Origin of the sequence: Labrys sp. WJW (assembly GCF_001676615.1) — a bacterium.
Lineage (GTDB): Bacteria > Pseudomonadota > Alphaproteobacteria > Rhizobiales > Labraceae > Labrys > Labrys sedimenti.
The window spans coordinates 150,624-175,348 of sequence record NZ_LYXZ01000013.1 but is presented as its reverse complement, the minus strand read 5'-3'; the positions used below and the strand labels follow the sequence as shown (position 1 = coordinate 175,348).

Genomic DNA, 24,725 nt, shown 5'->3' with positions numbered 1-24,725 from the left:
GTCTGCCCGGGTTATTGATCATGGGTGCTTCAATTGCCGACAATGTCTTCCAGCAAGCCTTCCCCCTTGTTCTGTTCGCAGCCGTCCTCTTCAGCGCCGTCGCACGGGCATTTGGATGGCGCAGCGCCATCGTCGGTGGAAGCCTCGGCGTCGCCTGTTCATGGCTTGTTTTTGTGGTGCCTTCGTCCACCATGTGGCTGATCAATCTGGCGGCCGGTGTGTTATGCGCCATTATGCTGGCCATCGTTGGCGCATATCTTCTCTATGCGTTCATCGACCACTTACCCGACGACGATCAACGTCCCTGGCAGCGGGTATCCGAACAGCGACATGAAGGCGATCGCAATGTGATGGGCCTTGTCGCTGCGGCTCTAATAACCATCACGACATTGCTTGATCTTCGCGAATTGGCGATGCTCCATCAACCTTCCGGTGGTATTATTGGTCTTATTGCCTCCGCCGCCCTGCTTGCAACCATTCTTGCCGCGCTCATTGCCTGCTTGCATGCCGCGCATGTCGAGCGTTCTCTTCCCGCATACACAATGGATGGGCTGGGGGCTTTCGTAGCCATGTGCGGAAGTTGCGTGCTGCTAGCACAAATTGCCGGGGCCCTCCCATGAACAATCGCAGCTTCAGTAAGGCATGCAATTTCTGCAACCCTCATCAGCAGACGGCGCATTTGCCAGACGATGCTGCGGTGCAGTAGCAGTACGGAAACGGCAATGGAATCTGCCGGGCTTTCTCAGCCGAACCGCTCTCCGAAGAGCTAATGACTCCTACTCACCTGTTTTTTGCAGGCGAGGAGTCTTGGCTGAATGGCATCCGCGCGATGCTCACATCTGAAGCTCCTGTCCGCATCCGGAGCCGCAGATGTCTTTTTCTTCTTTGACCAATCGCTTCAGCCAGGGCTTCGCCATCTTCAGATGGGCCGCGATCGTCATCCCCATGGCTGCAGTCATCGGCAGCTTTTGCGCTCTCTTTCTTTGGGCATTGGATCAGGCAACCGAGATACGCTTTGACCATGCGTGGTTCTTGTTTGGTCTACCCGCCGCGGGTTTCGTTGTCGGGCTGGTTTATCACTGGGTCGGCCGGTCGGCTGAAGGTGGCAACAACCTGATCGTTGATCAGATACACGAACCAGGCGCGGGCGTTCCTTTGAGAATGGCTCCGCTCATTCTTGCCTCGACGGTAATCACACATCTTTTCGGCGGTTCCGCTGGACGTGAGGGAACTGCTGTGCAACTCGGTGGCAGCCTTGCCAGCGCCGTTGGCAAGATGCTGCGCCTTGAACCGAGTGAGGTGCGCCTGCTGCTTATGGCTGGAATTGCGGCCGGCTTTGGCGCGGTGTTCGGCACCCCGATTGCAGGCACCGTCTTTGCCTTGGAAGTCCTGACCGTTGGCCGCATCGAATATGAGGCGCTCGCCCCATGTCTCATTGCTGCGGTGGCAGGTGACTGGATTTGCCAGTCCTGGGGTATCCATCACACGCCCTATCACGTTACCTTCGGTGCAGGGAACGCGAGCTTTCATCTGGACGTGCTCCTGTTCGCGAAAGTCGCCTTTGCCGGCGTGGCGTTTGGACTGGTCGGGCAACTCTTCGCCGAAGCCTCCCATTCGGCTTCCGCCCTATGGAAGAAGGCGATACCTTTTGCCCCGCTCCGCCCGGTCGTTGGTGGCCTTTTGGTCATCGGCCTGGTCTTTCTCCTGGGCACGCGGGAATATCTTGGCCTGGGCGTCTCGTCTCCAAACCCAGCCGATGCGACCATCCTGGGTTTCTTTGAAGCAACTCGCGCCGACTACTGGAGCTGGCTTTGGAAGATCCTCTTCACCGTCACGACCCTGAGTACGGGGTTCAAGGGCGGTGAGGTTACGCCCCTCTTCTTCATTGGCGCCGCACTCGGCAACACCCTCGCACATCTATTAGGTGCGCCGGTTGACCTTCTAGCCGCACTCGGTTTTGTTGCCGTATTCGCCGGAGCCTCAAATACGCCGCTTGCGTGCACAGTCATGGGCATCGAACTCTTCGGCGCGCAAAACACTGTCTACATCGCGGCTGCATGCTTCCTTGCCTATGTCTTCAGCGGCCATTCCAGCATCTATCTCTCGCAGCGCCTGGGGATTCCGAAGATCAACAACGGAGCAATTCCACCAGACGTATCTCTTCGCGAAGTTCGCGAAATCAATCGCAACACGGTCATCTTTCCCGCATTCGGCTATCCGAGCCGAGGCTCGGCCGGCGCAAAATCTCCCCTCAACACATCGGAAAAGGATCCTTCTATGACTTACCCTCATATTGTCACGCCGAGCGAAGTCGGCATGGTCCGCATCTATCTCAAACCCAGGGACAGGATGCCCAGAGCCCGCGGACGAGCCTTCTGGGGGGCGCCACCACTCTATCGCGGGCTGGTTTTGGCTGCCAAAAAGGCGGGCATCATCAACGCGATCGCCCACCACACCCATTTTGGTTACAGCAACCACGGCAGTCCGCAACAGTATGATTCCGAGATTGGAAATCCAGAACTGACGATGTGTGTCGAACTCATTGGTCATCGCGGCCAACTTGAAGCCTTCTGCCAAGAGAATGGCCCGCTCTTGCGGAACAAAGTGATCATCTACAAGCACCTCGAGCGCTGGAGCATCGGTGATAAGGACGCGCGTTTGCGCGAAACCTCAATCATCGATGTCCAGACCGATGATGGTCTTGCGAAGGCAAGTTAGGTTCAGCTGATCTGGTCGCCGACCTCCCGAAAAATACAGGGGCCGACGAACTCCATAGGAGATTGTCTATGCACGAAGTTCTCAACGCGAGAGAAAATCTCTCGCATCGAGTACATCAATTGCTATGGCAATTGCTGGGCTGGGCCGGACTGATAGCCATTTGCCTGGCGGGGTGGGCTGCCGGTCTCCAATTCACCGGCAACGTCCACCAAGTCGAACCCGGGCTCTATCGATCTGCTCAATTGTCTCCGGAGAAATTGCAGGAAGTCATCACCTCCGGGGACATTCGAACCATCGTCAATCTGCGTGGCCCCCATCGCGGGGCGGGATGGTACGAAGACGAAAAACGGACGACGCAGATCCTGAAGGTGCTGCAGATCGATATCCCAATGTCGTCGGACAAGGCTCCCGATCCTGAAACCCTTGCCCGCCTTATCTCCGTTCTGAAAACCGCCAAGCAACCCATCCTGGTTCATTGCAAGAACGGCGCTGATCGCACCGGCCTCGCCGCAGCGCTCTTCGAGCATCTCGTTGCGGGAAAGACACCTGAGGAGGCAAGGCAACAATTGTCTTTCTACTACGGCCATTTTCCATGGCTTGGCAGTGGCACTGCAGCCATGGATGAGACCTTTGACAGAGTTGCAGCCAGTCGAGACCGCTAGATCCGCGCCTCCTCCATTTGAACAGCGCCTTGGAATTGTCGCGCGATGGCATCACGCAGCTGAGCGCTTAGGCGATGGGCCCGTTCGGTTCTGACTGGTCTGAAAAATCGAGTCATACAGATCCTCGCCAAAGCTGGTGTCCAGCGGCTCGCCTTCGATGAGCTTGAATGTTCGCCCTCCCCCATCTTTGCGTTCCGCGCGCAGGAACAGCGCTTCGCTTGAGTTCATTTCATGCATTTGATGAGCGAACTCATAAAGGTGAGTCACAAAGCAGATCCGAATTCCCCGATCGAGCAAGGCACAGCTGATCTGCCTGGCGATCTCTGACCCTTCCCGTTCATTGGTGGCTGCAAAAGACTCGTTGAACAGCACCAGAGCGTGCGGCGTCAGGATGTCGACCAGATCGCTCATGCGATTGAGTTCCTCGTCGAACTTGCCGCTTCTCATGCAGGCATCTTCCTCACGCTTATAGTGGGTGAAAACGCCATCGACTATGCTCGCCCTGAGACTGCGCCCCGCCACAAACAGGCCGGCCTGCATCATCAGCTGCGCAAGCCCGACGCTGCGCAAAAACGTCGACTTACCCCCCTGATTGGCGCCAGTGATCATGACCAGGCGCTTGCCGTTTGCGGCTAGATCATTGCCGACGGCTGCACGGCCCATGCTGAGAGCCAAGCATACGTCATAGAGATCATGACATCTAAAATCCGGTGGTTCTGCCGGGCACGCCTCCGGCACTGCCGTTGGAGCGCTCAATGCAGTCAGCTTCTCTGACAGATTGAGCGCTCCGACATAGAAAGCCAACTCCGTTCGCATCATGTGGAAGAAGCTGAGTATATGGTCGGCCGCCTGGCCAATAGCCGTGGCGGCGAGCGCAATGCCGCGTTGCTTGAGATCGGACATAGCCCGGGCGCCAGCTTCGTCGCGCGGATGGAGATGAAGTGTGAAGCCCTGCACCTTCCGGGGAAAAAGTCGCATGAACCAGTTGCGCGTATCTTCGTGTTGCTCCCGTAGGACATAGTCCACGCCCTTGTTGGCTTCGCCGAGGTGCGCACTCACCCATACACCCTGATTGAATTTGAGCTGGCGAAGATGCGTATTGACTTCAGCGAAATAGTCGTTGGAAAGCTCGCGCTGGAGCATGCCAAATAGGGCGCGGAACCCCTCGGAATCGAAGCATTGCTCATGGATCTCAGCGATGTCCCTGAGCCGCCTCAGCACATCCATGAATATCTGCATCACACCGATCGAACGCTGCAGTACTGTGTCCGGGGAATCCCGGAAGAGCCCCCAATAGGCCTTCTTCTCCCGTTCGATTGCCTCCACCGCGAGGTCATACAGATTGCGAATGACCGTGGGGTTCTTCAGGCTGTCGAGGAGGATGGCCTGTCGGTAGGAGATTTCGGCAATCGTGTTGTTGGCCGCTGCCAGTACCGCCACCTTTACGATGTCATGCACAAAAGAGTCCTTTTGTGCCATCGCGGCAAATAACGTTTCGAGCTCCAGGTCCTGAACAACAGCCGCAGCATTGGGCGGCAGGCATTGCTTGGGGTCAAAATCGCGTTCTCGATACATCAGGAAGGCTTTCATGACGCGAGGCGCTCCTTCAATGTCTCGTAGGTAAGGCGATATTTCTCGGCAATAGACAGGGCGTAAGCGCGTCCGTCAGCGGTTCGACGCACGACCCGATAAGTCCTCTGTGCAGGACGGTCTGGCACGACCGTACTTACCATCGAGACAGTTTGCTCGCTAAGCACAGACAGCTCGTCCATGAATGTGACGCACACACACAAAAGATCGAGGTCGATAATCCGTTGCAAAATCTGCCGCCCCAAGAACATCGCATCTTTCAGCGTCGTGGACGTAAAGATCTCGTTGAGGATAACGATGCTGTTCGTCGTTGCTCGTTCGATGATGCTATGGACTCGAACCAAGTCGTCCTCGAGCTTGCTGCGATGATTGCGAATGTCCTCCTCTTTTTCGAAATGGCTGAAGAGTTGATCGTAAAAGAACAACTGTCCTGACGTCCCTGGAACCGGACAGCCGAGCCGCGCCAGGAAATGCATCTGGCCGAAAGTGCGGGCGAATGTCGTTTTCCCCCCCTGATTGGGCCCGGAGACTACGAAGACGCGTTCGAAGCCAGCCAAATGAAAATCATTTGTAACGACCTTGTTCTTTTCGCCGACAAGCTTGGCTGCAAGGGCTAGATCGAAACACGAGGAGGCAGCAATGTCTTTACTGGTCACGAGCTTGGGATAGCAAAACGAAAGTCCTGCCCGACGCAAAGGGGCGACATATTCGAGATAAGCAACATAGAACTGGATCTCATACTCAAAGCGCCCCACCGTCGGATCGATGTAGATTTCGTTATCCGAGACGAACCGATCGAGGCGTTCGAAAACAGCAGGATGATGTTTGGCAACAAAGTCGAGGACACCCGCCTCGATGTGATTCATTTCGACAAAATCGTGAAGTTTGAATTCGAACGCCTTGGCGTCACCTTGTCGAAATTTTTCAAAAGTCTTCAGTACCTTCGCCCCATAGTCTCGCTCGCCTGTGAACCGACATACGGTGATGCTCGAATCCCGAATGAGGAGCAGGTAAATGACGTCAGCGAGATCCTTCCTCAGTTGGGTGAGCGCGGCGCGCAAATTACAAAAGGCTTCCGTCTCGACGTAGTTTTTGAGGTAATCGCGAAACGCCATCAAACCGCGCGAGCGCAATGTCTGTTCCAATAGACTATCTTGGAGATCGACAATTGCCTCACAATATGTTTGGACAGCATCGAGAAAAATCCATTCTTTCTGAAATTTGTAGTAGAATTTCTTGGATCTCGCGGTTTGCGTGCGCATTGTCTGCATTTTCCGCGAAAATCGGCTGACCAACTCATGCACCGCTGCCTGCTCGAGATCCTTCATGATCTCATGGCGGTAGTAGATCGTGTTCAAGTCCAGCGGAGGTTCGCGAAAGAACGGCGTGAGGTCGTACTCGTCCCGACCGGATACAATCGCGGCAACGATCTGGTCAAGATTGAGATCCTTGAAGAAATCCGGCTCTTGCGCCGTGGGGGACCTGCTTGCTCTGCTATGAAGATCGTAGAGGATGCTGTCGAAAACAGTCATTGGCGAGCCCTCCCTTGTGTGTTCGCCAAGCGGTTGCGAACACAGGTGGATAGGCATGCCGCCGGGCCACTCCTAAGGACCCGTGACCAATTGTGCTGGAGACTACACATGTTCGACTCCCTCCTCGGCAACCGGGTTGCGCCATCGGAAGGAGTCATCAGCTCATCAGAGCGGTTAAAGGCGAACTCCATCGCCTATACCTGCTTAGTTTGGAGCGCTTGGATGTTTTGTCAATGGCAAACCGCAATCACCGCATGAGTTCGCCGTGTGGCACAGTCATGGGGATGGCGAGGTCTTTCGGGCCGCGACCATCCGGCGGTGTATCCGTCCGCCCGTCTCTCCAAACAAGCGCGTCGCGCCGAGCGCTTCGAACCGGCTTGACAAGTGACCTGAGCAGGCTCACCCTTAAATTAGGTGATGGAGTTCACCTTATAACCGCCCTCGGGGACGATGACTCCTGTCAGGCCATTTTGGCAGACAGGAGCGTGTGTCGTGAAAGCGCCCTTCCCCAAATTTAACGCACCAGAAGTCGTGACGACATGTGTGGCATCTCTCACGGGAGAAAGGCCATGACTGCGCGCGACGTCCTTCTCCAAATCGCTCAGGTTTTGACGACGCTCTTGGTCGCGCCGCTTCTGCAGGGTGTAATCCTCCAGTTCGAAGAACGCATCCAGCGCGGCCAAGGACCAGGAATATTCCAACCTTATCGCGACCTTAGGAAGCTATTTTCAAAGCAGATTGTCCTTCCGGAAACGGCCTCCTGGCTTTACTGGGCGGCCCCTGTCGTCGCTTTCACAGCGACCTTGACTGTGCCGATCCTCATTCCCGTGCTGACCAATTTTCCGCTCCCTCTGTCCGACATGGGAGACATTCTGGGCGGCGGCCTCATACTGACACTTGGCTCGTTCATGGTCGCATTGGCCGGCTTGGACACGAGAAGCGCTTATGGAGGTATCGGTTCCAGCCGGGCCGTCATGGTGACCATCCTGGCTGAACCGACGCTCATCCTCGTCTTCGTGGGCATCACCTTGTTGGCCAAGGCCATGCTTCCGTTTGTCGTCAACCATCTGCTGGTTGCCGAGCCCTCGATCTATTGGGGCCCTACCCACCTGTTCCTGGTTGCAGCCTTCTTCGTGCTTCTCCTTGTCGAGACGGATCGGCTACCCATCCACTCAAGCACGCATATCGAGATCTATATGATCGAGGAGGCTCGCATCCTCGAATATTCCGGCCCACTGCTCGCCCTGCTCAAATGGGCATCGATGATGAAACAGTTCATCCTCTACACGATCTTCGCCAATGTTTTGCTCTTTCCTTGGGGACTTTCGTACGAGGGAAGCTCCCTCGGCGTCACTGGTGCGATCGGCGGGATCGGGCTGAAGTTCCTTATCATTGCCTTCGCGGTCGTCTTCGTCGAGACCGCCCAATCTCGCCTGAGATTCTATCGTTACCAGGAACCGCTGGCGGCCTCCTTCCTGCTCGCAATCCTCGCCATCGTCAGCACACAGCTGGGGTGATGCCATGCTTGCCGCACATCTCGATCCTCTCCCCGGCGCTCTATTCAGCCTGCTGGCAATTGGCAGCCTCTTGCTCTCCTTCGTGATGCTCGGCTCACGCTGGTTGAAGCATTATTTGATCGCGTTTGCCGCCCAGTCCTGGCTGATCGCCATTCTATCGGCCACCATTGGCTATTACGGCAACTACGCTGAGCTCTATATCGTTGCTGTCCTGACAGCCGCGTTTCGAGGCCTGCTGCTGCCCTATCTGATTTTTCGGATCATTCGCCGCCTCGAGGTGAGCCGCGAGGTTCATGTCATCCTGCAGGCCAGTTCCAGCTTGGTGATTGGCGCCTTTGCCGTCGTCTTCGCGTTGGCAGTTTCTTATCGCATCGGTGAGGCGCTCAATCTTGATGGCACCATCGTGGTTCTTGCTCTGACAGTCATGCTGTCGATGAAGCTCATCGGCTTCCTGATGTTGTCGGTGCGTCACGAAGCCATTAGTCAAATCCTGGGGCTGCTCGTTCTGGAAAACGGTGTTTTCCTCGGCACGCAGATTCTGGTCCCGGGCATGCCTCTACTCATCGAAATCGTCATTCTCTTCGATCTTCTGATCGTTGTGGCTTGTTTCGGCGTATTGGTGCGCTATTTGCTGGCACACGTCGGTTCGACGAGTTCGCTGCATCTGCGGCGCTTGGTGGGGTAGGTGTGATGATCGGATCCCTCACCCTCATCATCGCTCTGGCACCTGCTCTTGCCATAGTCCTCATTCTGGTCGCGCGAAATGGCCGCGCCGCCGAAGCTATCAATCTGGCAGGCAGCGTCATAACGCTTGTGGCCACGCTGTTTCTCGTTATCCATCTTGGCGGCCGGAAAGAAACCTTCTGGGGTGACTACATCATCGTCGATGGCCTCGGCGTCTGGGCGATCTTGTGCACGGCGATCGTCTACTTCCTGGCATCCATGTATGCAGTCGGATACATGCGTTTGATCGCCGAAGGCGAACGCCTCAATCGCTTCTATGCGATGTTTGCCGGCTTCGCGCTGACGACCCTCGTCGGCCCGCTGATGAACAATGCTGGTCTATACTGGATTGCAATCGAACTCACGACCTTGATCAGCACCTTCCTCGTTGCTTTCGAGCATGAGGCCGCAAGCATCGAAGCTGCCTGGAAATACATCATCGTGGTGTCCGCCGGCATCAGCCTGGCGTTGCTAGGGACGGTTCTGTTCTATTGGAGCGGCACGTTTGTGTTGGGACCGACCTATGACATGACCTGGGCAAGGCTGCAGCAAGCTGCTCCTCACTTGAATCCAGCTGTCGTTTCTCTCGCCTTCTTGTTGGTCTTGATCGGCTACGGCACGAAGGTCGGACTGGCACCAATGCATACTTGGCTGCCCGATGCCCATAGTGAAGGTCCTGCGCCGGTATCGGCATTGCTGTCGGGGGCCCTGCTCAACACGGCCATGATCGGGATCGTCCGATATCTTGCCGTTGCGGACGCCAGCAGCATTCCCGCCCTCGCTCACGGCACTCTTCTCGTGCTCGGCGCTTTGTCCCTGTTTGTTGCCTCGTTGTTCATTGTGCGCCAAACCGGTCTGAAACGGCTCATGGCCTATTCAAGCATCGAGCATATGGGAATGATCGCGCTCGGGTTCGGCTTTGGTGGTCCGCTCGGCGTCACCGGCGCCCTCTATCACATGCTCAACCACTCGCTGAACAAATCCGCTATGTTCTTCGGTGCGGGCAGCGTGATGCGCGCCTACGGTACTAAGCGCATTCCTGGCATTCACGGCATCTCGCAACGACTGCCGGTCCTGGGAGCCCTCTGGCTCGCTGGCGCTGTTGGGATCACAGGTGCTCCGCCCTTTGGACTGTTCCTGAGCGAACTCACCATCATTCGAGCCGGCCTGTCGCGCGAGCAATATTTCGTCGTTGGGCTGGTCGCTGTCCTGCTGATCGTGATCTTCATCGGCTTTCTCAATCATTTCCGCACGATGTATTTCGACGACGCTCAATCAGCTTCCTCGGAGAAAGGGATAGTCAGTCCCTGGTGTCTCGCGCCGGTCTGGCTGGCCCTGCTTCCCCTTTTCCTGTTCGGAGTGTGGTGGCCTCAGGCCATGTGGGAACATTTCCAATATATCGCTGCTTCCCTTTCTTCCATCTCGTTCGTGGGGACGACACCATGAAAGGGACCGTGAGAGAGAAGATTACACTTGAGACGCTGTCGAAAAAGGCACAGCGCCTGCGTGGTACCGGCGGGCGCATGCAATTTGCTTATGCTTGGTCGCCACACGACGGTCAGATCGAGCTTCGCTATATCTCAGCCCTACCTGATCAACAGGATTTTGGCCTGTGGGCACTGCCGGCAACCAAGGAGGTACCAAGTCTGGCTGAGATCTGGCCTCTCGCTGGATGGTACGAGCGCGAAATCATGGATTTCTACGAGATCCGGTTCCGCGACCACCCCGACCCCTACCCCCTCGTTCTTCGTGACGGGGAAAGTACCGATCAACGACATCGCGACTTCGCTCACAATCCGCCGACGAACGGACATCCTCATCTGCCCATCATGGAAGCACCTGATGTTCAGCAGCTTCCCTTCGGGCCGATCAGGGCGGACGTGGTGGAGTCGGCCGAATTCACATTCTTCTATATCGGTGAGCACATTCTGCACTATCAGCCGCGCCTGTTTTTCAAACATCGCGGCATGGAGCAGCGCTTTGAAGGCGTCCGGCCTGGCGAGGCCGTGGTGATAGCAGAGAGGGTGTCCGCTGTCGGTGGCATCGCTCACGCGCTCGCCTTTTGCCAGGCTGTCGAGAAAGCAGCCAATTGCCAGGCGCCCCCCCGCGCCCAAGCCCTGCGCGTCCTGCTTGCCGAGCTCGAACGTCTTTACAATCACCTTCACTATCTGGGACATCTTTGCCATACCACCACGCTGAAAGTCGGCGAGGCCCAAGGCAAGCTCCTTGAGGAGAAGGCAAAGCAACTCAACGCCAAGCTCTCCGGAAGCCGCTTTCTTCGCAATATTCTGGTGCCCGGTGGCCTACGCCGAGACCTAGAGATCGGCAAATGGCTAGCGGATGAGCTTGAGGCTCTTCGCGTTGAATTCGCCGCGTATGCCGAGCGTCTGGACCGCACAGAAAGCCATCTCGATCGCTTGATCACCACAGGCATCCTGGCCCGACGAATTGCCTTTGACCAAGGTGCCACAGGTCCCATTGAACGTGCATCCGGTCTCGACCGCGATCTGCGGCGAGACCACCCTTATGCCTGTTACAGAGAACTGCCGATACGCGTGACCATGCTCGAGGAAGGAGATGCCTACGCAAGGCAGCGTGTACGCATCGCCGAAATCGAGGCCTCCTTCGCCCTGTGCCAGCGCGTGCTGCTGCTGCTCGAGCCAGGACAGATCCGGGTTGATTGCGTCCCCGAACCATTTTCGGAGGGGCTAGGTTGGGCTGAAGGTCCGCGTGGTTCCTTGTTTTATGCCGTCCATATGGACCCGGAAGGAAAGCTCAAGCGCGTCAAGATCAAATCGCCCTCCTTCTCCAACTGGCGAGCGTTCCCCTTCACTGTGCACGACACCAACATGATGGATTACGCGATCAACGAGGCTAGTTTTGGCCTGACCATGGCTGGCTGTGATCGCTAGGAGGCCTCCATGACATTCTGGACCCTGTTCGGGCTGGCAAGTGGAAAGGCGACAACCTCCTGGCCGGGTGACAGCGGCTCCGATGGCCAGGACGGCGTGTTCGGCATGCCACGTTACGATCCGAAAGCCTGCCAAGAAAGTTGCGATGCCTGCGCCAGCACCTGTCCTACCCACGCAATCTCGCGCGAGGAAACAGGGCTGTCGGTCGATTATGGACGCTGTATCGTCTGCCAGCTTTGCACGGAGGTCTGTCCGACCGGCGCAATGACGCCATCAAATGACTGGGCCTTTGGATCACGCGAACGCAACGATCTGATGTGGTCGAGCGATACAAAAAGCGTGTCGGCTAAGCCCGAGAGCCAGAAAGCCGCCTTTCGTCGCAGTCTGCACATCCGTCACGTCGACGCAGGGTCGTGCAATGGCTGCGAGTCAGAGCTTCAGGCATTGAACAACCCATTCTACAATCTGCATCGCTTTGGGATCTTCTTTACCCCCTCCCCGCGCTTTGCCGATCTGCTTTTAGTAACGGGTCCGATCACCCGGGCCATGTTCGAACCCCTGCAGGCCGCCTACGCAGCGATGCCGGAGCCTCGGTGGGTGATGGCAGTTGGCACCTGCGCCGTGTCGGGCGGACTGCCGGCCGGCAATTATGCCTGCGGGAGCGGCCTCGAGGGCATTCTGCCGGTCGATGTCTATCTGCCTGGTTGTCCCCCTAATCCGGCTGCCGTCATTCAAGCCCTTCTGATGTTTCTGGACAGGGTGCCGCAACGCGTCAGGGGAGGACATGTCCATGGCTAATGCCCTGCTCTTGCTGACCGTCATCTTTTGGATCGGTGCTGGTATCTGTGGTCTTAGCCAACGCATCCGGGTCGGCCGGGACCTGCTGGTCGTCGGCGCGGCCGCGGCCATCCTTGCAGCAATCTTAAGTCTGCCGGCGGGGACAGCACCGTATACGCTTCCAACGCACATCGCAGGTGAGATCGTAACCTTCCACCTGCGGCCAGAGGCTCTTTGGCTTTTGGGCTTTGGGTTGGTGCCGGCCGTTGTCGCCTGTGCACTCGGGAGCCCATCCGCGGAGGGGCAGGGCGGATGGCAGTTTGGCGTGGCCTTGAGCCTGATCAGTGCACTGGGCGTGTTCGGGCTGGAGAACGGGGCAGCTCTTCTCATCGCCTGGGAAGCGATGAGCCTCGGTGGCGCCGTGATGATCCTGTCTGAAAAAATGGCCCCGATGCGAGGGCGGGCTGTCTTGTTCATGTTGGCCCTGCTCGAACTGGGCGCAATCGCGCTCATGCTGGTCGTCGCGGTTCTGGCAGTGGCAACCGGATCCCTCGATTTTGCCGCCTTCACCGCTCACGCGGCCAACTTATCGCCTACCGGCCAGATCGGAATCGGCCTGCTTGTCCTGCTCGGGTTCGGCGCCAAATTGGGCCTATTGCCGTTCTACGAATGGTTTCCGAGTGCCTATGCCTCTGGAAGTGGTGCCTCAGGGACGATCCTTTCCGGCGTCGTCATGAACGCGGCTTTCTTCGCCTTGTCGCGATCCCTTTTGGACTGGCTTCCCCCCTCTCCCGATGGCGTATTTCCGATATTGGCCACGATCGTCCTCGTCGTCGCGACGGTCAGTGCCATCCTGACCATACTTTATGCTTTCCAGCAGGATGACTGGCGCGAGTTGCTCAGCTTCTCATCCGCGGAGAATGCCTCGATCGCAGTCGTTGCTCTTGGGGCTGCCCTGTTATTGCGCAATTACCGTCTTTACGATTTGGCGGGCCTGGCCTGGACCGTCGCTCTTTTGCATTTGGCCGGCCATTCCCTCGCCAAGGGGGCAATGTTCCTGACCGCCGATGGTCTTCGCCTGGGCAATGGCGACTATGCGATCAAACCAAGCCGCGCCAATGCCCCATGGCTGCTTGGGCTTGGTGCCCTGGTCGGCGCCATGAGCCTTGCCGCAATGCCCCCGACTGTTGGATTCATGAGTGAATGGTTTGTCTTTCAGACGCTATTCCAGGGGTTCCATTTGCCCAATCTCGGTGGACGGCTCCTTCTAGCACTCGCTGGCGCTGGATTGGCACTGACGGCAGCTGTCGCTTTTGCAACTTTCGTCAAGGTGCTCGGGATCGGCCTTCTGGGCCGGGCAGCCGGCGCCTCCTCGCCTGCAATTGCCAAGACCTATTCGTTCGCTGTGGGCTTCCTGGGGCTGGCGGTACTCTTGACCAGTGTCGGTATGCCCGCATGGCTTTCGGCGCTGGACCATGCGACAGCCGTTGGATTTGGGACCTCCGTCTCCAGGCAGATGCACGATGGTCTGCTTTTGGTGCCCCTGACGGCCAAGTTTGCCTTCATCTCGCCAAGCCTTCTCATTGTCGTCATGCCGTTGTTGGCCCTGATCCCGATAGCGCTGGTCGTGGGCCGCAAGCGATATCCGGTGCGGCGTTCGCCCGTGTGGTACGGCGGGCTTACGCCCGACATGGCCAAGGCAGCAACGACGGCTCTCACCTTTTCGAATGCCATGCGGACCTTCTACAGTTTTGTCTATCGCCCGACCGAAGATACCGAACGTCAGGCCGATGCCGGCGGATATTTCGTACGCAAGCTGGTGTTTGAGCATGACGTTGCCCCGGTCTTCGGCCCCTGGCTGTTTCAGCCGGCCATACATGCGGTGCGTATCGTCGCCGGAAGGCTGAGGCTACTGCAGTCCGGCTATCTAAATTTCTATCTTGGACTGATCGGAATCCTTCTGGTCCTCATCTTGGGGCTGACATTGGTATAGCGAGCGAGGCAGCGGCATGTTGACCTATATTGCCATCGCAATCGGAGGCACGCTCGGATGCTGGGCGCGCTATGCTCAAACGAACCTCGTCCAATCGGTCTATGGCCGAGACTTTCCATTCGCGACGATGAGCATCAATGTGATCGGCAGCTTCCTCATGGGTTTCCTCTTTATAGAAACCCTGGAACGCCTCACGCTCTCGCCTGCTTTGCGTACCGGCATCCTGACCGGAGTGCTTGGGGGCTATACGACCTTCTCGACCTTCGAGATGGAAACCGTTCTCCTGGCCGAAGGAGGAGAGATGTTGAAAGCGTTTCTCTACGTCCTGCTGTCCGTAGCGCTTGGCTTTCTGGCAGCATTCGGCGGGGCCTACATCGCGCGCAATCTCTAACAGGAGGCGTTGATGGGAAACGAAATTCTGATGGTACGCATCTATCTGAGCGAAGCCGAGCACGGCCGGCGCAGGGCGTTGATGCAGGAGATCCTCACACTGCTGCAAGATCAACATGCGGTGCAGGGCGTGACCGTCTTCCGCGGTATCGCCGGCTTCGGCGCAGGTGGCGAAGTGCGGGCTGACGACATACTTCGCCTGAATGTCGATCTGCCTCTCGTCATCGAGTTTTTCGATGAACCGAAAATCGCGGAAAAAGCTATCCATCTGCTCGATGATCTGGTTCCGGGCGGACATATCGTGTCGTGGACAGCAACACGGTACGGCACTGCGGCCCTGCCGATGAAGCGACACTGAAGCCGTACCCCACAAGGGGAAACGCTCATGCCCAAGCAGCAGCTAAAGCTTGACAGCCTCCCGGATATCGCGCTGGCCGAGGTCGCGCTTACCCACGGCCAAGTCATCCGGCTGCTCACCGACCTCGGTTTTGCCAATGGCGTCAAGCGTTCGACCTTCAATTACTATGTCAAATCTCTCCGCAAGCTCGGCGTTCCGTTCGATGCGCCGGCGGAGCGACCGAGTGCACGTCGTCGCATAATCTACGGTTTCGATGATCTTATGGAACTCGCCTTGGCATTGCTGCTACGAGTCTATGGAATTTTGCCAGATGCCGTTGTCGTTGGCCTACAAAAGTTTCGCGGCGAGCTGAGACCCATTTATCATCAAGCCTATAAAGATATTCATTCTGCGCATTATGCTAACGCCTTCCTGGTCATGGCGGGGGCAAAAAGGCGCAGTTTCGGCGGCCTCTATCTCGATCTGAATCTGCGCTATTCAGGTGGGCAACTGATTGAGTTCGGCCCGCCGAGGACGCTGTCCCCTTTCGAGGCCCTGTGCCTGTACGCCCAGTCGGAATCTCCGGCTCGTTCTTATCTTCCAATCAACCTGTCTTCGATAGCAGGCATGATCGTAGGTCAATGCCAGCGCATACCCACTGTTCGCCGAGGTCGCACACGCAGGCATGGTTGAAGGAGCGGTGAGCCACTAACCTATCCAGCTGGCTTCTCGAAGCCACTCGTGTTGCCATGGCCGTTGCGTCTTGTGTGAGCCCAATTCGTCTTCTTGCCGCAAACCCAGCTTGGCGGTATGATCTAGGTGGTGGGGATGGAGTCCCCCGAAACCGCCGAGAGGCTGATGACTCCTACTACGCGAGGTCGACGTAGTAGGAAGTTGTGCCCTCAGTTTCACAATCCTCCTGCGACGATCAAAGCGGTTGCTGAGCAACCGTATCGGGCATCCAGCTCGGAGGTCGTCATGATAGATGCGCCTGAATCGATCAAAAGCCCGGAATTCAACCAAACGCCGAGCCATCGTTCTGGGTTCGGCACCCAATTCACAATCCTGGCCGTCGTTGAGGAAGCCGAAACTGCACGACGCTGCCTTGCCGTTGCTGAGCAGGCAGCTCAAATCGACAGTCGAGCATCTGTGGTCGCACTGCATATTTGTGCAGATCCAAGTCATCTTGTTGCGGCTCCAGAAGAAATTTGCCTTCAAAGGCTCCGCGTGGCCTTGGAAGGCTCGGCTCTGCAACGCATGGCAAATGTGCATTTCACGGTCGCCAAGTGGGTCGCTTTTACGCAGCTTGACAATCTTTCATGGGTCGAACGGGTCGGCGCCGTTGCCCCCACCCTCGTCACGGAAGCGAAAAACGCGAACCTGATCGTCATCGCGGCTCCCCACAACATGGACTCGGTCGACGCGTTGCATGCGGCAATCTTTAATACCCATCGCCCGGTCTTGTTTGTTCCAACTCAAATGCCGGTCCCAACGGATCTTGGTCGCCACCTTGCGATTGCCTGGAAACCATGTTCCCAGGCACGTCGCGCGATCTTGGGCGCCCTTCCCTGGCTTCGGGCGGCCTCCACCGTCAGCGTTGTCGCTGTGGACGAGCCTAGCATCACGCCCAACACACCCGAAGCCATCAAACTGTTGGCTAGCTACGGCATCATTGCCCATGCGATCCACCTTCGCACCGCGCCTGGAGAACATGTTGCCGACCGTCTGTTGCAAGAACTTGGGGTACTCCGTGCCAACGCTCTGGTGATGGGGGCCTATCGATTTGGAGAATTGGTCGAATGGATATTTGGAGGGGTGACCCGCGAAATTCTCCATCGATCCCGGCTGCCGGTTTTCCTTTCGCATTGAGCGCAGACGTACCGTTACTTCAATGCAGGAGCCATTCGCCTAACCACCCCGCACCAATACTCATGAGAACCACTATCCCGAACATGAGCCAGAGTATCAGGAAGGGCAACACAATCGGGCGAGGCCGCTTAGCCATGGGAAAGCCCCAGGTCCGGCATGAAAGGCTGGAACCCGGTGCCTTCTAAGGTCACTGGCTGCAGCATCCTGATCAACTACTCGATAGCGTTGGCTTAGCGTCGCTTATGAAATGGAAAAGCGACATCGTAAAAGCTTCCGGGCACTTTCGAGACAAGGTATGCTATTTTTTCTTCCATCTCTTCCAATTTATTCATAATAGTATCAATATCTTGGCGCTCTATCGGTTTGTTTTCGGAAGATGAATCTAAGGAAATATTTATTTTTTTGTTGCTTTCGAGACAAGGAATCTCAGACATAATCAATCTCCCAAGCTTTGCTTCAGAGTAAGCAAGTATCAAAGACCTGGGCGGGCACAGGACATAAAAAAACCCGCCGGCGGCGGGGTCATCACAGACTCCCGCTGCAGTTCTTGCAGCAGGAGTCATCAGCCCTAAGGGCGGTTATAATGGGAGAACTCCATTCCCAACTCTCAGAAGATAGCGCCGCATCGCAAAAATTCAAGCTTATTTTCGCTTTCCTATCGTTCTGATTGATGACCTTGCGCCTTGCAATTTGTTCCCGTACTGTTGCGTTCGGGAATGGAGTCTCCCTTAAGTGCCATAGTGGCTGATGACTCCTGCCAATATCGAAATCGAGCCGAAAGGCTCGTCGAGGCAGGAGTGTCATGGGCAATGATCCACACGCACCCAAAGATCCTGACTTTTGCAAGCTCTTGGCGGAGCCGATCATCCGCCAGATCATGAAGGCGGACAATGTTGACGAAGCCGAATTGCTGGCCCTCCTCGAGCGCGCCTCCAAGCAGATAAGAAGCTGGCACAACGCATCCAATACCTCAGGTCCATCGCGAGCAAATGCCAAGGGGACGCCGGACGAGCGGAGCCTTCCCCTATGAGACGCGCGACATTGGACCAGCCTTCCCCGCACGGCGACATTCGGCGACGTGCCACGCGATTTGTATTGCTGATCGGCGTCCTGAGCTTTTTTGCCGATTTCACCTATGAGGGGTCGCGAGCCATTCTGGGCCCCTATTTGGAATTCCTCGGCGCAAGCGCAACGATCATCGGCATCGTCGTTGGGCTCGGGGAATTGCTGGGATTTGGATTGAGGCTGGTTTCTGGACGCCTAGCGGACAAGACCGGTCAATTCTGGCCGATTACAATCGTCGGTTACGTCCTCCAGATGGCCTCGGTACCAGCGCTTGCCCTCACGCACGCGTGGCCCGAGGCAGCGATCCTGATCATTCTCGAGAGGACTGGCAAAGCTATCCGAAATCCTCCACGGGATGTCATGCTTTCACATGCTGCTAAACAAGTCGGGGGATATGGCCTGGTTTTTGGCATCCATGAAGCCATGGACCAATTCGGAGCGATGTTCGGGCCGCTGACGGTCGCCACCGTTCTTGCTCACCAGGGTGCCTATCACGAGGCTTTTGCCGTGCTTCTTCTACCTGCCTTGATCAACCTGGCTTTTGTGGCACTGGCTCGCTGGCTTTACCCTCGACCGCAAGATCTTGAAGGTTCATCATCCGGTGCCAGTGGACAGGCCCTGCCATGCGTTTTCTGGATCTATCTGAGCGGCGCTGCCTTGGTGGCCGCGGGCTTCGCCGACTACCCTCTCATTGCCTACCACTTCAGCAAGACACAGACTGTTCCAGCCGATTGGATCGCAGTTTTCTATGCGATTGCCATGGCGGTGAGCGGTATGGGGGCACTTGTCTTTGGCCGTCTTTTCGATCGCTTCGGTTTTAGCGTACTGATCGCGTTAACGGTTACGACGGCATTTTTTGCGCCATTGGTCTTCCTTGGGGACTTTTGGGGAACTCTTGTCGGCGCCGCGATCTGGGGCGTGGGCATGGGCGTCCACGAATCCATCATCCCGGCAGCGGTCGCGCCTATGGTCCCGAAGCACCTCAGGGCTTCGGCATTCGGCCTATTCACTGCCGGCTACGGCGTTTTCTGGTTCATCGGCAGCGTCACTATCGGCTTTTTCTATGATCTGTCGTTAGCAGCAACGATCGCATTTTGCGTCGCCACTCAGCTAGCAGCGGCACCATTCTTTGCTTGGGTTGGTCGTTGTCACGATAAAAGCGATTCATAATTGCGAATTGGTCGCTGACTCAGTGGCGTCCTCCCCCCGTTGCACCGCGCAGTCGGCCTAGGTTGAGACAATCCGGATGAACAGTCGGCGAGGAATGGCCGCAGCAGCAAAGACCTTGTCGTGTCCAATAGTCCCCTGCGGCCTATCGGCCGCGCCTAGCCCCCTCCGATAAGGAGCGCCTAATGTAGAGTGGTCTGATGTTTCACCAGCCTGTGATCGACTCCGTCCGGCCCCAGTGGATCTAAAGACGGGTCGATGGCAGCGATGTCTTGCACGGGTGCGCTCTCACGTTCGCTCTCCCCGTCCGTTACCGAAGTCCTGAATCTAAACGATATGGCCGCTGGCAAACTCGGAGCGGTTCAATCTCAACAGACGCTCATCGATGACCGAATATTCTGGAATGTTCGAATCGCTACGAAATGCAAGGTCGATCACCCTCTCCCCCAGGTCCGCCATGGGAGAAGTTAAGTTCAGGCTCCCCGAGCAGAAAAATCATCGAAGCCGAGAATTTTCGACCAGGCGGCAGCCGCAACTTCATGTGCGTCTTGATCGATTAGATCGCCGTGCGACAACACAATCTGTCGAAAGTCCCAGGCCAGTATGCGTCGGAGCGATTTCGCCAGTGAAACCTGATCGTTCCCCCCCATCCTGTACTCGGGCGCTGGTCCAGGCTTCCCCCACATCCGCAACACATATTTAAACCACAACTTCAACGCTCCCCCTGTGTTGGGTGTCGCATCCGTGAAGTTCTCGATGAGATCAACAAGGATCAGCGTTTGGCTGGCGCGGTGATACATTGCAACTTCACGCATGATGCGCGTCCCTTGCACCAGCACCTGGTCAATTTCTCCCGCCCAGCCCGCAGGCGCTACGTCACCGAGAACGCCATCGTACTTTAGGTCGGGCCGTTTTCTTTCAATACCCGGACAGATCCACGTGCTTGCACTAGGAAATGCGATCTGCGCCGAGGATGCGTGCAAATGGTGAAAATTTCCAGGGACGACAATGTGGCCCACCGAGCCAATTGCCGAGATTTCCTCGGCTATGGATGCAGTGATATGGCAGGGCGAATGCAGCATGACCAAGCCAGAGGTGAGCCGGATCGTCGTCATGCGTGCTTCGAACTTCGTCCCCGCCAGTCGAATAGGATAGGTGCAAAGCCATATTTGATCGGAGACGTAGCTGGTGAGGGCCATCTCGTTTCCTCGCCGGCACCCACAAAGGTGTGCTGTGCCAACTATACGGCCGATGGTTGGTGTGTTTTAAGTGAGGCAAGCGGCGTTGAGAGGAGGCGGACGATGAGTTGCGGATCAGTGGAAATGATCTCCGCCCCCGTTTCCGCGCGAAAGCCAGAAATGTACAGCACAGACACTACCATATAAGTTCATAATTTTTTTAATTCACAATAACTATTTTATATCTTTGGAAGGAATTTTTATGAAATTTTATTTGCAATAAACTATACTATGGCCACTGCTGCCGCTTAGTTACGTTCTCATATTGAGTTTTTGGACTGAGCCCTTGCCTAATCTCTCGATCAGACCCTGCTTTGAGATCTCTAACCGCTGCAACCTTGTCTGGTGGCATGTCCTTTTGGCCATAGAAAGTGTATGAAAGAGTGAGTTCCTGCACCCCCCTTGCGCTTGCATCGATGAGCATGTTGTCATCAATGTAGAACACAACCGGCATTCTGGCAGATTGTTTTGGCTCGAGCCGCTCTTGAGTGAAACAGAAGCATTGAATCTTGTAGAAATACGGCGCAATTGCCGACGGAGTGACATTGTAGACTGCGCGGGCGACGACGGTTTTTCCGGAATTGTTCGTGGCGTCGAAATAGACCGTGGTTGGTGAATCGACATCAACGGTGACCGATCGCTGCTCGGGTTTGAAACTCCAGTCGAGGCCAGGTGCCAAATTGGTATCAAACGTCACTTTAAGCGAGGTATGAGGTACGGAGGCACTATGATTGGCGATCGGACCGGTCGCCCTTCTTGTCGTCCCACCGAATCCAGTGGCTCCGCAGAATGCCCGGTAAAGCGCGGGTGCGTAAGACACTGTGACAAGCATGCTGCCAACAAATGCGCAAGAGAGCAACACGGTCAGTCGAACACCCTTGCTTATAGAAGTCATAACACCCTCGATGCCATAAAATATATTTATAATACTGGTTATATTTTTTCCAAATAGAAAAATATATTTAATAAACTGACATTAATCTGATATATCGTACCAAGTCGAATCGTATTTAACCATCACGGGAATTAGAAATTATATCGACTATCGATATAATAGATTCCATTCGCGACCACCGTCAAGGCCTCCTGGCCCTGCCTGCCATGCTTTGCCCCTCATTGTGTGGCATTGGTTTCTAGGCCTTACTTCGCTGGCATTCGAACGGAGATGAAATGGGGGGCCAAACATGCTCGTGAGAGCCCTAAAGAATGGTGGTCGACTGTCATGGACCGGGATGACTGTTCCGCAATCGCCGTCTTCGTTATTGCGGTCATTCTGATCGGGGCGTGTTTGTGGATTTTCCAAGGTCTTACAAGCGAAAGGGAACTGATGGCGGGCGTCCCAGCAAACGCGGACAAGGCTCAAGTAGACGCAAGATCATAAGGCAGCTCTACCGCTTTCAATAGGCTCCACAGGGCATCTATATCGCAATCAAAGGACACCCACCGACGACATCGCCGCAACGCGAAGTCGGGGAAGGCTGATGTCGACAGTCGGAATATGGCGGCATAGCAAGTGCCGGTAGCGTGAGCCGCTCCACCGTGACAGTGAGGATCGCGTGGATGCGAGTGGCGCCCGAAGAGCGTTCGGACCAAGGGCTCTGCCGATTGCCGCCAAGGAGAACCGTCCGCTGGCTCAGTTCGCCCACCTGAGCCAGCGCAAGCTCCCCTACCTCGCCGCACCATCGGTATTACTGAAAATTAATTCGGCAGTTATGTCGAAATTCGATACGAATTTGCCATCGTTTATGTCGCCGGAAGTCATCGCTTCCATGCGCCGGACGGGGCCCACAAAATGATCTGGATACGCTTTCTGGGCTTCGTTTTTTCCAGCCTTACGCTTGCGCTTTTGGCTTCAGCGGCCCTGGTGGGCGGCGTGATTGCCAGCATCAACAAGGATCTTCCCGACTATCGGCAACTCCAAAACTATGAGCCGCCGATCATGACGCGGGTTTACGCCGCTGACGGCTCAATCCTTGCGGAATATGCCAAGCAGCGTCGAATCTTCGTGCCGATCCAATTGATCCCCCAGACACTCATCGATGCTTTCCTGGCCGCCGAGGATAAGGGCTTCTATTCCAATCCCGGCATCGACCCGCTTGGCGTTGTCCGCGCGATCGTGAACAATCTGAGCCAACATGGCTCCAATCGACGACCGATGGGCGCATCGACGATCACGCAGCAGGTTGTGAAGAACTTTTTCTTGAACAACGAAGTCTCGTATCGACGCAAGCTCGAAGAAGCAATCCTGGCTCTTCGTATTAGCCAAACCTATTCCAAAGATAGAATTCTGGAGCTTTATTTGAACCAGATCTATCTTGGTTCTGGAAATTACGGTGTGGCCGCGGCGGCGCTGAACTATTTCGGACGATCGCTGAAGAACCTGTCCGTTGCGCAGATGGCCTATCTCGCGAGCCTGCCCAAGGCTCCGAGCAATTATGATCCGGTCCGGAATCGTGAAGCTGCCATTGCCCGCCGCAATTGGGTGATCGGCCGTATGGCACATGAAGGTTTCATCACTTTCGACCAAGCCGCTCAAGCTACTCAGGCTTCATTGGTGGCATCGAGCCGCCATGTCCCTTTGGACCATTCCAACGGTGTTTCATATTTCGCCGAAGATATCCGCAAACAGGTGAGCGATCGCTATGGCGCCAACGAGCTCAATGAGGGCGGCCTGGTGATCCGCTCCTCCCTGAACCGGCGCCTGCAGGCTCTGTCTCACAAAGCACTGATTGATGGCCTGGTACGCTGGGATCAGCGGCAGGGCTATCGTGGTCCGGTGGCTCATCTTGATCCAAGTCACGATTGGCACAAAGCACTTACAGGATTGGATCAGCCCGACGATGTCGCGCCCTGGCAACTGGCAGTCGTGCTCAAGGTCGATCACGACACGGCACTGATAGGCCTGCGTCACACTCCCGAAGGCAAGCCGCGGGAAGCCAGTCGTCTCAGCACCGGTACGATCAACTCGAACGGTGTGCGCTGGGTGCATTCGTTCGGCGGCCATTCCGTGGCCAGCGTGGACGATGTCCTCAAGGCTGGGGACGTCGTGTACGTCGCTCCCTCGGCCAAAGACAGCGGTTCCTTCGAACTTCGGCAGATACCGGAGATATCGGGAGCGATCGTGGTGATGGACCCCGTGACCGGCCGCATCCTTGCGATGGATGGCGGCTTTTCCTTCCAATACAGCAACTTCAACCGTGCCACACAGGCGTGGCGTCAGCCGGGTTCCTCCTTCAAGCCCTTCATCTATGCGGCAGCGCTCGATGACGGCTACACGCCCTCCACCATCGTTTCGGACGACCCGATCAGCATCGACCCAGGTAGCGGACAGCCTTTGTGGAGCCCAGCCAACGATGGCGGAAAATATTACGGTCCACGTCCACTGCGCTTTGGCCTGGAATGGTCCCGAAATGTGATGACAGTCCGGATTGCGCAGGAGATCGGCATGCCCCTGATTGCCCGCTACGCCCGCCGATTTGGAATTTACGACGACCTGCCGCCCTATATCGCCATGTCGCTGGGTTCGGGCGCGACAACGCTCACGCGCATGGTGACCGCCTATGCCATGCTCGCCAATGGTGGGAAGCGTGTAACGCCTTCGTTGGTGGATGAAATCCAGGATCGCAATGGGAGCATCATTTTCAGGCACGACCAGCGCCAATGCCCGGACTGCAATTCTCCCTCCTGGACCGGGCAAGATGAGCCCCGATTGGTCGACATCACAGAGCAAGTGCTGCCCTCCACGACGGCCTATCAGATCACGTCCATGCTGCAGGGCGTCGTGGAGCGGGGGACGGCAAGGGTCTTGAAATCCCTCGGCCGGCTGATCGCCGGCAAGACGGGGACCACCAACGATTCCAAAGACGTGTGGTTCGTCGGATACTCCCCGCATTTGGTCGCCGGCGTCTATCTTGGCTATGACGTACCGCGTCCCCTGGGCCGCATCGCGACAGGTGGGCGATTGGCCGCCCCCATCTTCGGAGAGTTCATGCAGGCCGCTCTCGCAGGGACACCTGCCGAGCCGTTCCAACCTCCGGCCGGAATAAAACTGATCACCGTCAATCCACGCACAGGGCAGCGAGCCGGCAATGAACAAGGCTCATTGCTGGAGGCCTTCAAGATCGGCACGGCGCCACCAGACAATGGCCCCATCAATGCCTCGTTGCAACAAGGTGGCCGCAGCGTTTCCCTGGGTACCGGCGATCTGTACTGAACGAAATGAGCAAAATTTGAAA

At 56.4% G+C, this 24,725-nt stretch carries 21 protein-coding genes and 6 riboswitches; of the genes, 16 read left to right on the top strand and 5 right to left on the bottom strand.

Annotated features, from left to right (window positions below; genetic code table 11):
- Positions 1–20: 20 nt before the first annotated feature.
- The 3 genes from BA190_RS08540 to BA190_RS08530 all read left to right on the top strand — a co-directional run bounded on the left by BA190_RS08540 (position 21) and on the right by BA190_RS08530 (position 3,380).
- Complete coding sequence (locus BA190_RS08540; protein WP_156771416.1) at positions 21–620, top strand: hypothetical protein; 600 nt, start codon at positions 21–23, stop codon at positions 618–620.
- Between the two features lie 89 nt (positions 621–709).
- Positions 710–786: riboswitch (Fluoride riboswitch) on the top strand.
- Between the two features lie 84 nt (positions 787–870).
- A complete protein-coding gene (locus BA190_RS08535) occupies positions 871–2,718 on the top strand; it encodes a voltage-gated chloride channel family protein (protein ID WP_068285161.1) in 1,848 nt (615 codons plus the stop codon).
- Between the two features lie 68 nt (positions 2,719–2,786).
- Positions 2,787–3,380, top strand: coding sequence for a tyrosine-protein phosphatase (locus BA190_RS08530; RefSeq protein WP_082979575.1), 594 nt, complete (start codon positions 2,787–2,789; stop codon positions 3,378–3,380).
- A gap of 51 nt (positions 3,381–3,431) precedes the next feature.
- Here the strand turns inward: BA190_RS08530 and BA190_RS08525 are convergent, their stop codons facing one another.
- Together BA190_RS08525 and BA190_RS08520 are read right to left on the bottom strand one after the other, a co-directional pair.
- Entirely contained in the window at positions 3,432–4,970 is a 1,539-nt protein-coding gene (locus BA190_RS08525) for a DNA mismatch repair protein MutS (RefSeq protein ID WP_068285159.1), read from the bottom strand.
- Positions 4,967–6,502: a DNA mismatch repair protein MutS gene (locus BA190_RS08520; RefSeq protein WP_068285157.1), complete on the bottom strand. Its 1,536-nt coding sequence runs from the start codon at positions 6,500–6,502 to the stop codon at positions 4,967–4,969. The genes BA190_RS08525 and BA190_RS08520 overlap by 4 nt, the downstream gene beginning before the upstream one ends.
- Positions 6,503–6,643: 141 nt before the next feature.
- Positions 6,644–6,706, bottom strand: a riboswitch (Fluoride riboswitch).
- A gap of 200 nt (positions 6,707–6,906) precedes the next feature.
- Positions 6,907–6,969, top strand: a riboswitch (Fluoride riboswitch).
- A 102-nt stretch (positions 6,970–7,071) separates the two neighbouring features.
- Between BA190_RS08520 and BA190_RS08515 the strand changes: the two genes are divergently transcribed.
- The 10 genes from BA190_RS08515 to BA190_RS08470 all read left to right on the top strand — a co-directional run bounded on the left by BA190_RS08515 (position 7,072) and on the right by BA190_RS08470 (position 17,020).
- On the top strand, positions 7,072–8,019 hold the full coding sequence (locus BA190_RS08515) for a respiratory chain complex I subunit 1 family protein (RefSeq protein ID WP_068285155.1): 948 nt from the start codon (positions 7,072–7,074) through the stop codon (positions 8,017–8,019).
- Positions 8,020–8,023: 4 nt separating this feature from the next.
- The gene (locus BA190_RS08510) at positions 8,024–8,704 is read left to right on the top strand and encodes a hydrogenase (protein ID WP_068285153.1); all 681 of its coding nucleotides are present in this window, start codon (positions 8,024–8,026) and stop codon (positions 8,702–8,704) included.
- Positions 8,705–8,709: 5 nt separating this feature from the next.
- On the top strand, positions 8,710–10,188 hold the full coding sequence (locus tag BA190_RS08505) for a proton-conducting transporter membrane subunit (protein ID WP_068285330.1): 1,479 nt from the start codon (positions 8,710–8,712) through the stop codon (positions 10,186–10,188).
- On the top strand, positions 10,185–11,654 hold the full coding sequence (locus tag BA190_RS08500) for an NADH-quinone oxidoreductase subunit C (protein ID WP_068285151.1): 1,470 nt from the start codon (positions 10,185–10,187) through the stop codon (positions 11,652–11,654). Before BA190_RS08505 ends, BA190_RS08500 begins: the two co-directional genes overlap by 4 nt.
- A gap of 9 nt (positions 11,655–11,663) precedes the next feature.
- Positions 11,664–12,452 (top strand): NADH-quinone oxidoreductase subunit NuoB, encoded by a 789-nt coding sequence (nuoB, locus tag BA190_RS08495; protein WP_068285149.1) that lies wholly within the window; start codon positions 11,664–11,666, stop codon positions 12,450–12,452.
- The gene (locus BA190_RS08490; RefSeq protein ID WP_068285146.1) at positions 12,445–14,424 is read left to right on the top strand and encodes a proton-conducting transporter membrane subunit; all 1,980 of its coding nucleotides are present in this window, start codon (positions 12,445–12,447) and stop codon (positions 14,422–14,424) included. The genes nuoB and BA190_RS08490 overlap by 8 nt, the downstream gene beginning before the upstream one ends.
- 16 nt (positions 14,425–14,440) lie before the next feature.
- On the top strand, positions 14,441–14,815 hold the full coding sequence (gene crcB / locus BA190_RS08485; RefSeq protein ID WP_068285144.1) for a fluoride efflux transporter CrcB: 375 nt from the start codon (positions 14,441–14,443) through the stop codon (positions 14,813–14,815).
- Between the two features lie 12 nt (positions 14,816–14,827).
- On the top strand, positions 14,828–15,172 hold the full coding sequence (locus tag BA190_RS08480; RefSeq protein ID WP_068285142.1) for a DUF190 domain-containing protein: 345 nt from the start codon (positions 14,828–14,830) through the stop codon (positions 15,170–15,172).
- Between the two features lie 27 nt (positions 15,173–15,199).
- Positions 15,200–15,844 carry a hypothetical protein gene (locus BA190_RS08475; protein ID WP_068285140.1) on the top strand — a complete coding sequence of 215 codons (645 nt, stop codon included), beginning with the start codon at positions 15,200–15,202 and terminating at the stop codon, positions 15,842–15,844.
- A 122-nt stretch (positions 15,845–15,966) separates the two neighbouring features.
- Positions 15,967–16,026, top strand: a riboswitch (Fluoride riboswitch).
- Between the two features lie 103 nt (positions 16,027–16,129).
- The gene (locus BA190_RS08470; RefSeq protein WP_156771415.1) at positions 16,130–17,020 is read left to right on the top strand and encodes a universal stress protein; all 891 of its coding nucleotides are present in this window, start codon (positions 16,130–16,132) and stop codon (positions 17,018–17,020) included.
- Positions 17,021–17,250: 230 nt separating this feature from the next.
- On the opposite strand, the gene BA190_RS35800 is transcribed toward BA190_RS08470, so the two are convergent.
- Complete coding sequence (locus BA190_RS35800) at positions 17,251–17,454, bottom strand: hypothetical protein (protein WP_156771414.1); 204 nt, start codon at positions 17,452–17,454, stop codon at positions 17,251–17,253.
- A 112-nt stretch (positions 17,455–17,566) separates the two neighbouring features.
- Positions 17,567–17,631, bottom strand: a riboswitch (Fluoride riboswitch).
- 92 nt (positions 17,632–17,723) lie between these two features.
- Positions 17,724–17,784: riboswitch (Fluoride riboswitch) on the top strand.
- A 38-nt stretch (positions 17,785–17,822) separates the two neighbouring features.
- Between BA190_RS35800 and BA190_RS08465 the strand changes: the two genes are divergently transcribed.
- Both BA190_RS08465 and BA190_RS08460 read left to right on the top strand, forming a co-directional pair.
- The gene (locus BA190_RS08465) at positions 17,823–18,050 is read left to right on the top strand and encodes a hypothetical protein (RefSeq protein WP_068285136.1); all 228 of its coding nucleotides are present in this window, start codon (positions 17,823–17,825) and stop codon (positions 18,048–18,050) included.
- A 65-nt stretch (positions 18,051–18,115) separates the two neighbouring features.
- Positions 18,116–19,255 carry an MFS transporter gene (locus BA190_RS08460; RefSeq protein WP_202908444.1) on the top strand — a complete coding sequence of 380 codons (1,140 nt, stop codon included), beginning with the start codon at positions 18,116–18,118 and terminating at the stop codon, positions 19,253–19,255.
- A 470-nt stretch (positions 19,256–19,725) separates the two neighbouring features.
- Here the strand turns inward: BA190_RS08460 and BA190_RS08455 are convergent, their stop codons facing one another.
- On the bottom strand, positions 19,726–20,451 hold the full coding sequence (locus BA190_RS08455) for a DUF4336 domain-containing protein (RefSeq protein ID WP_068285133.1): 726 nt from the start codon (positions 20,449–20,451) through the stop codon (positions 19,726–19,728).
- Between the two features lie 268 nt (positions 20,452–20,719).
- Positions 20,720–21,385, bottom strand: coding sequence for a cytochrome c oxidase assembly protein (locus tag BA190_RS35180; protein ID WP_082979574.1), 666 nt, complete (start codon positions 21,383–21,385; stop codon positions 20,720–20,722).
- 897 nt (positions 21,386–22,282) lie between these two features.
- Between BA190_RS35180 and BA190_RS08450 the strand changes: the two genes are divergently transcribed.
- Positions 22,283–24,703: a penicillin-binding protein 1A gene (locus BA190_RS08450; RefSeq protein WP_156771413.1), complete on the top strand. Its 2,421-nt coding sequence runs from the start codon at positions 22,283–22,285 to the stop codon at positions 24,701–24,703.
- Positions 24,704–24,725: the final 22 nt, after the last annotated feature.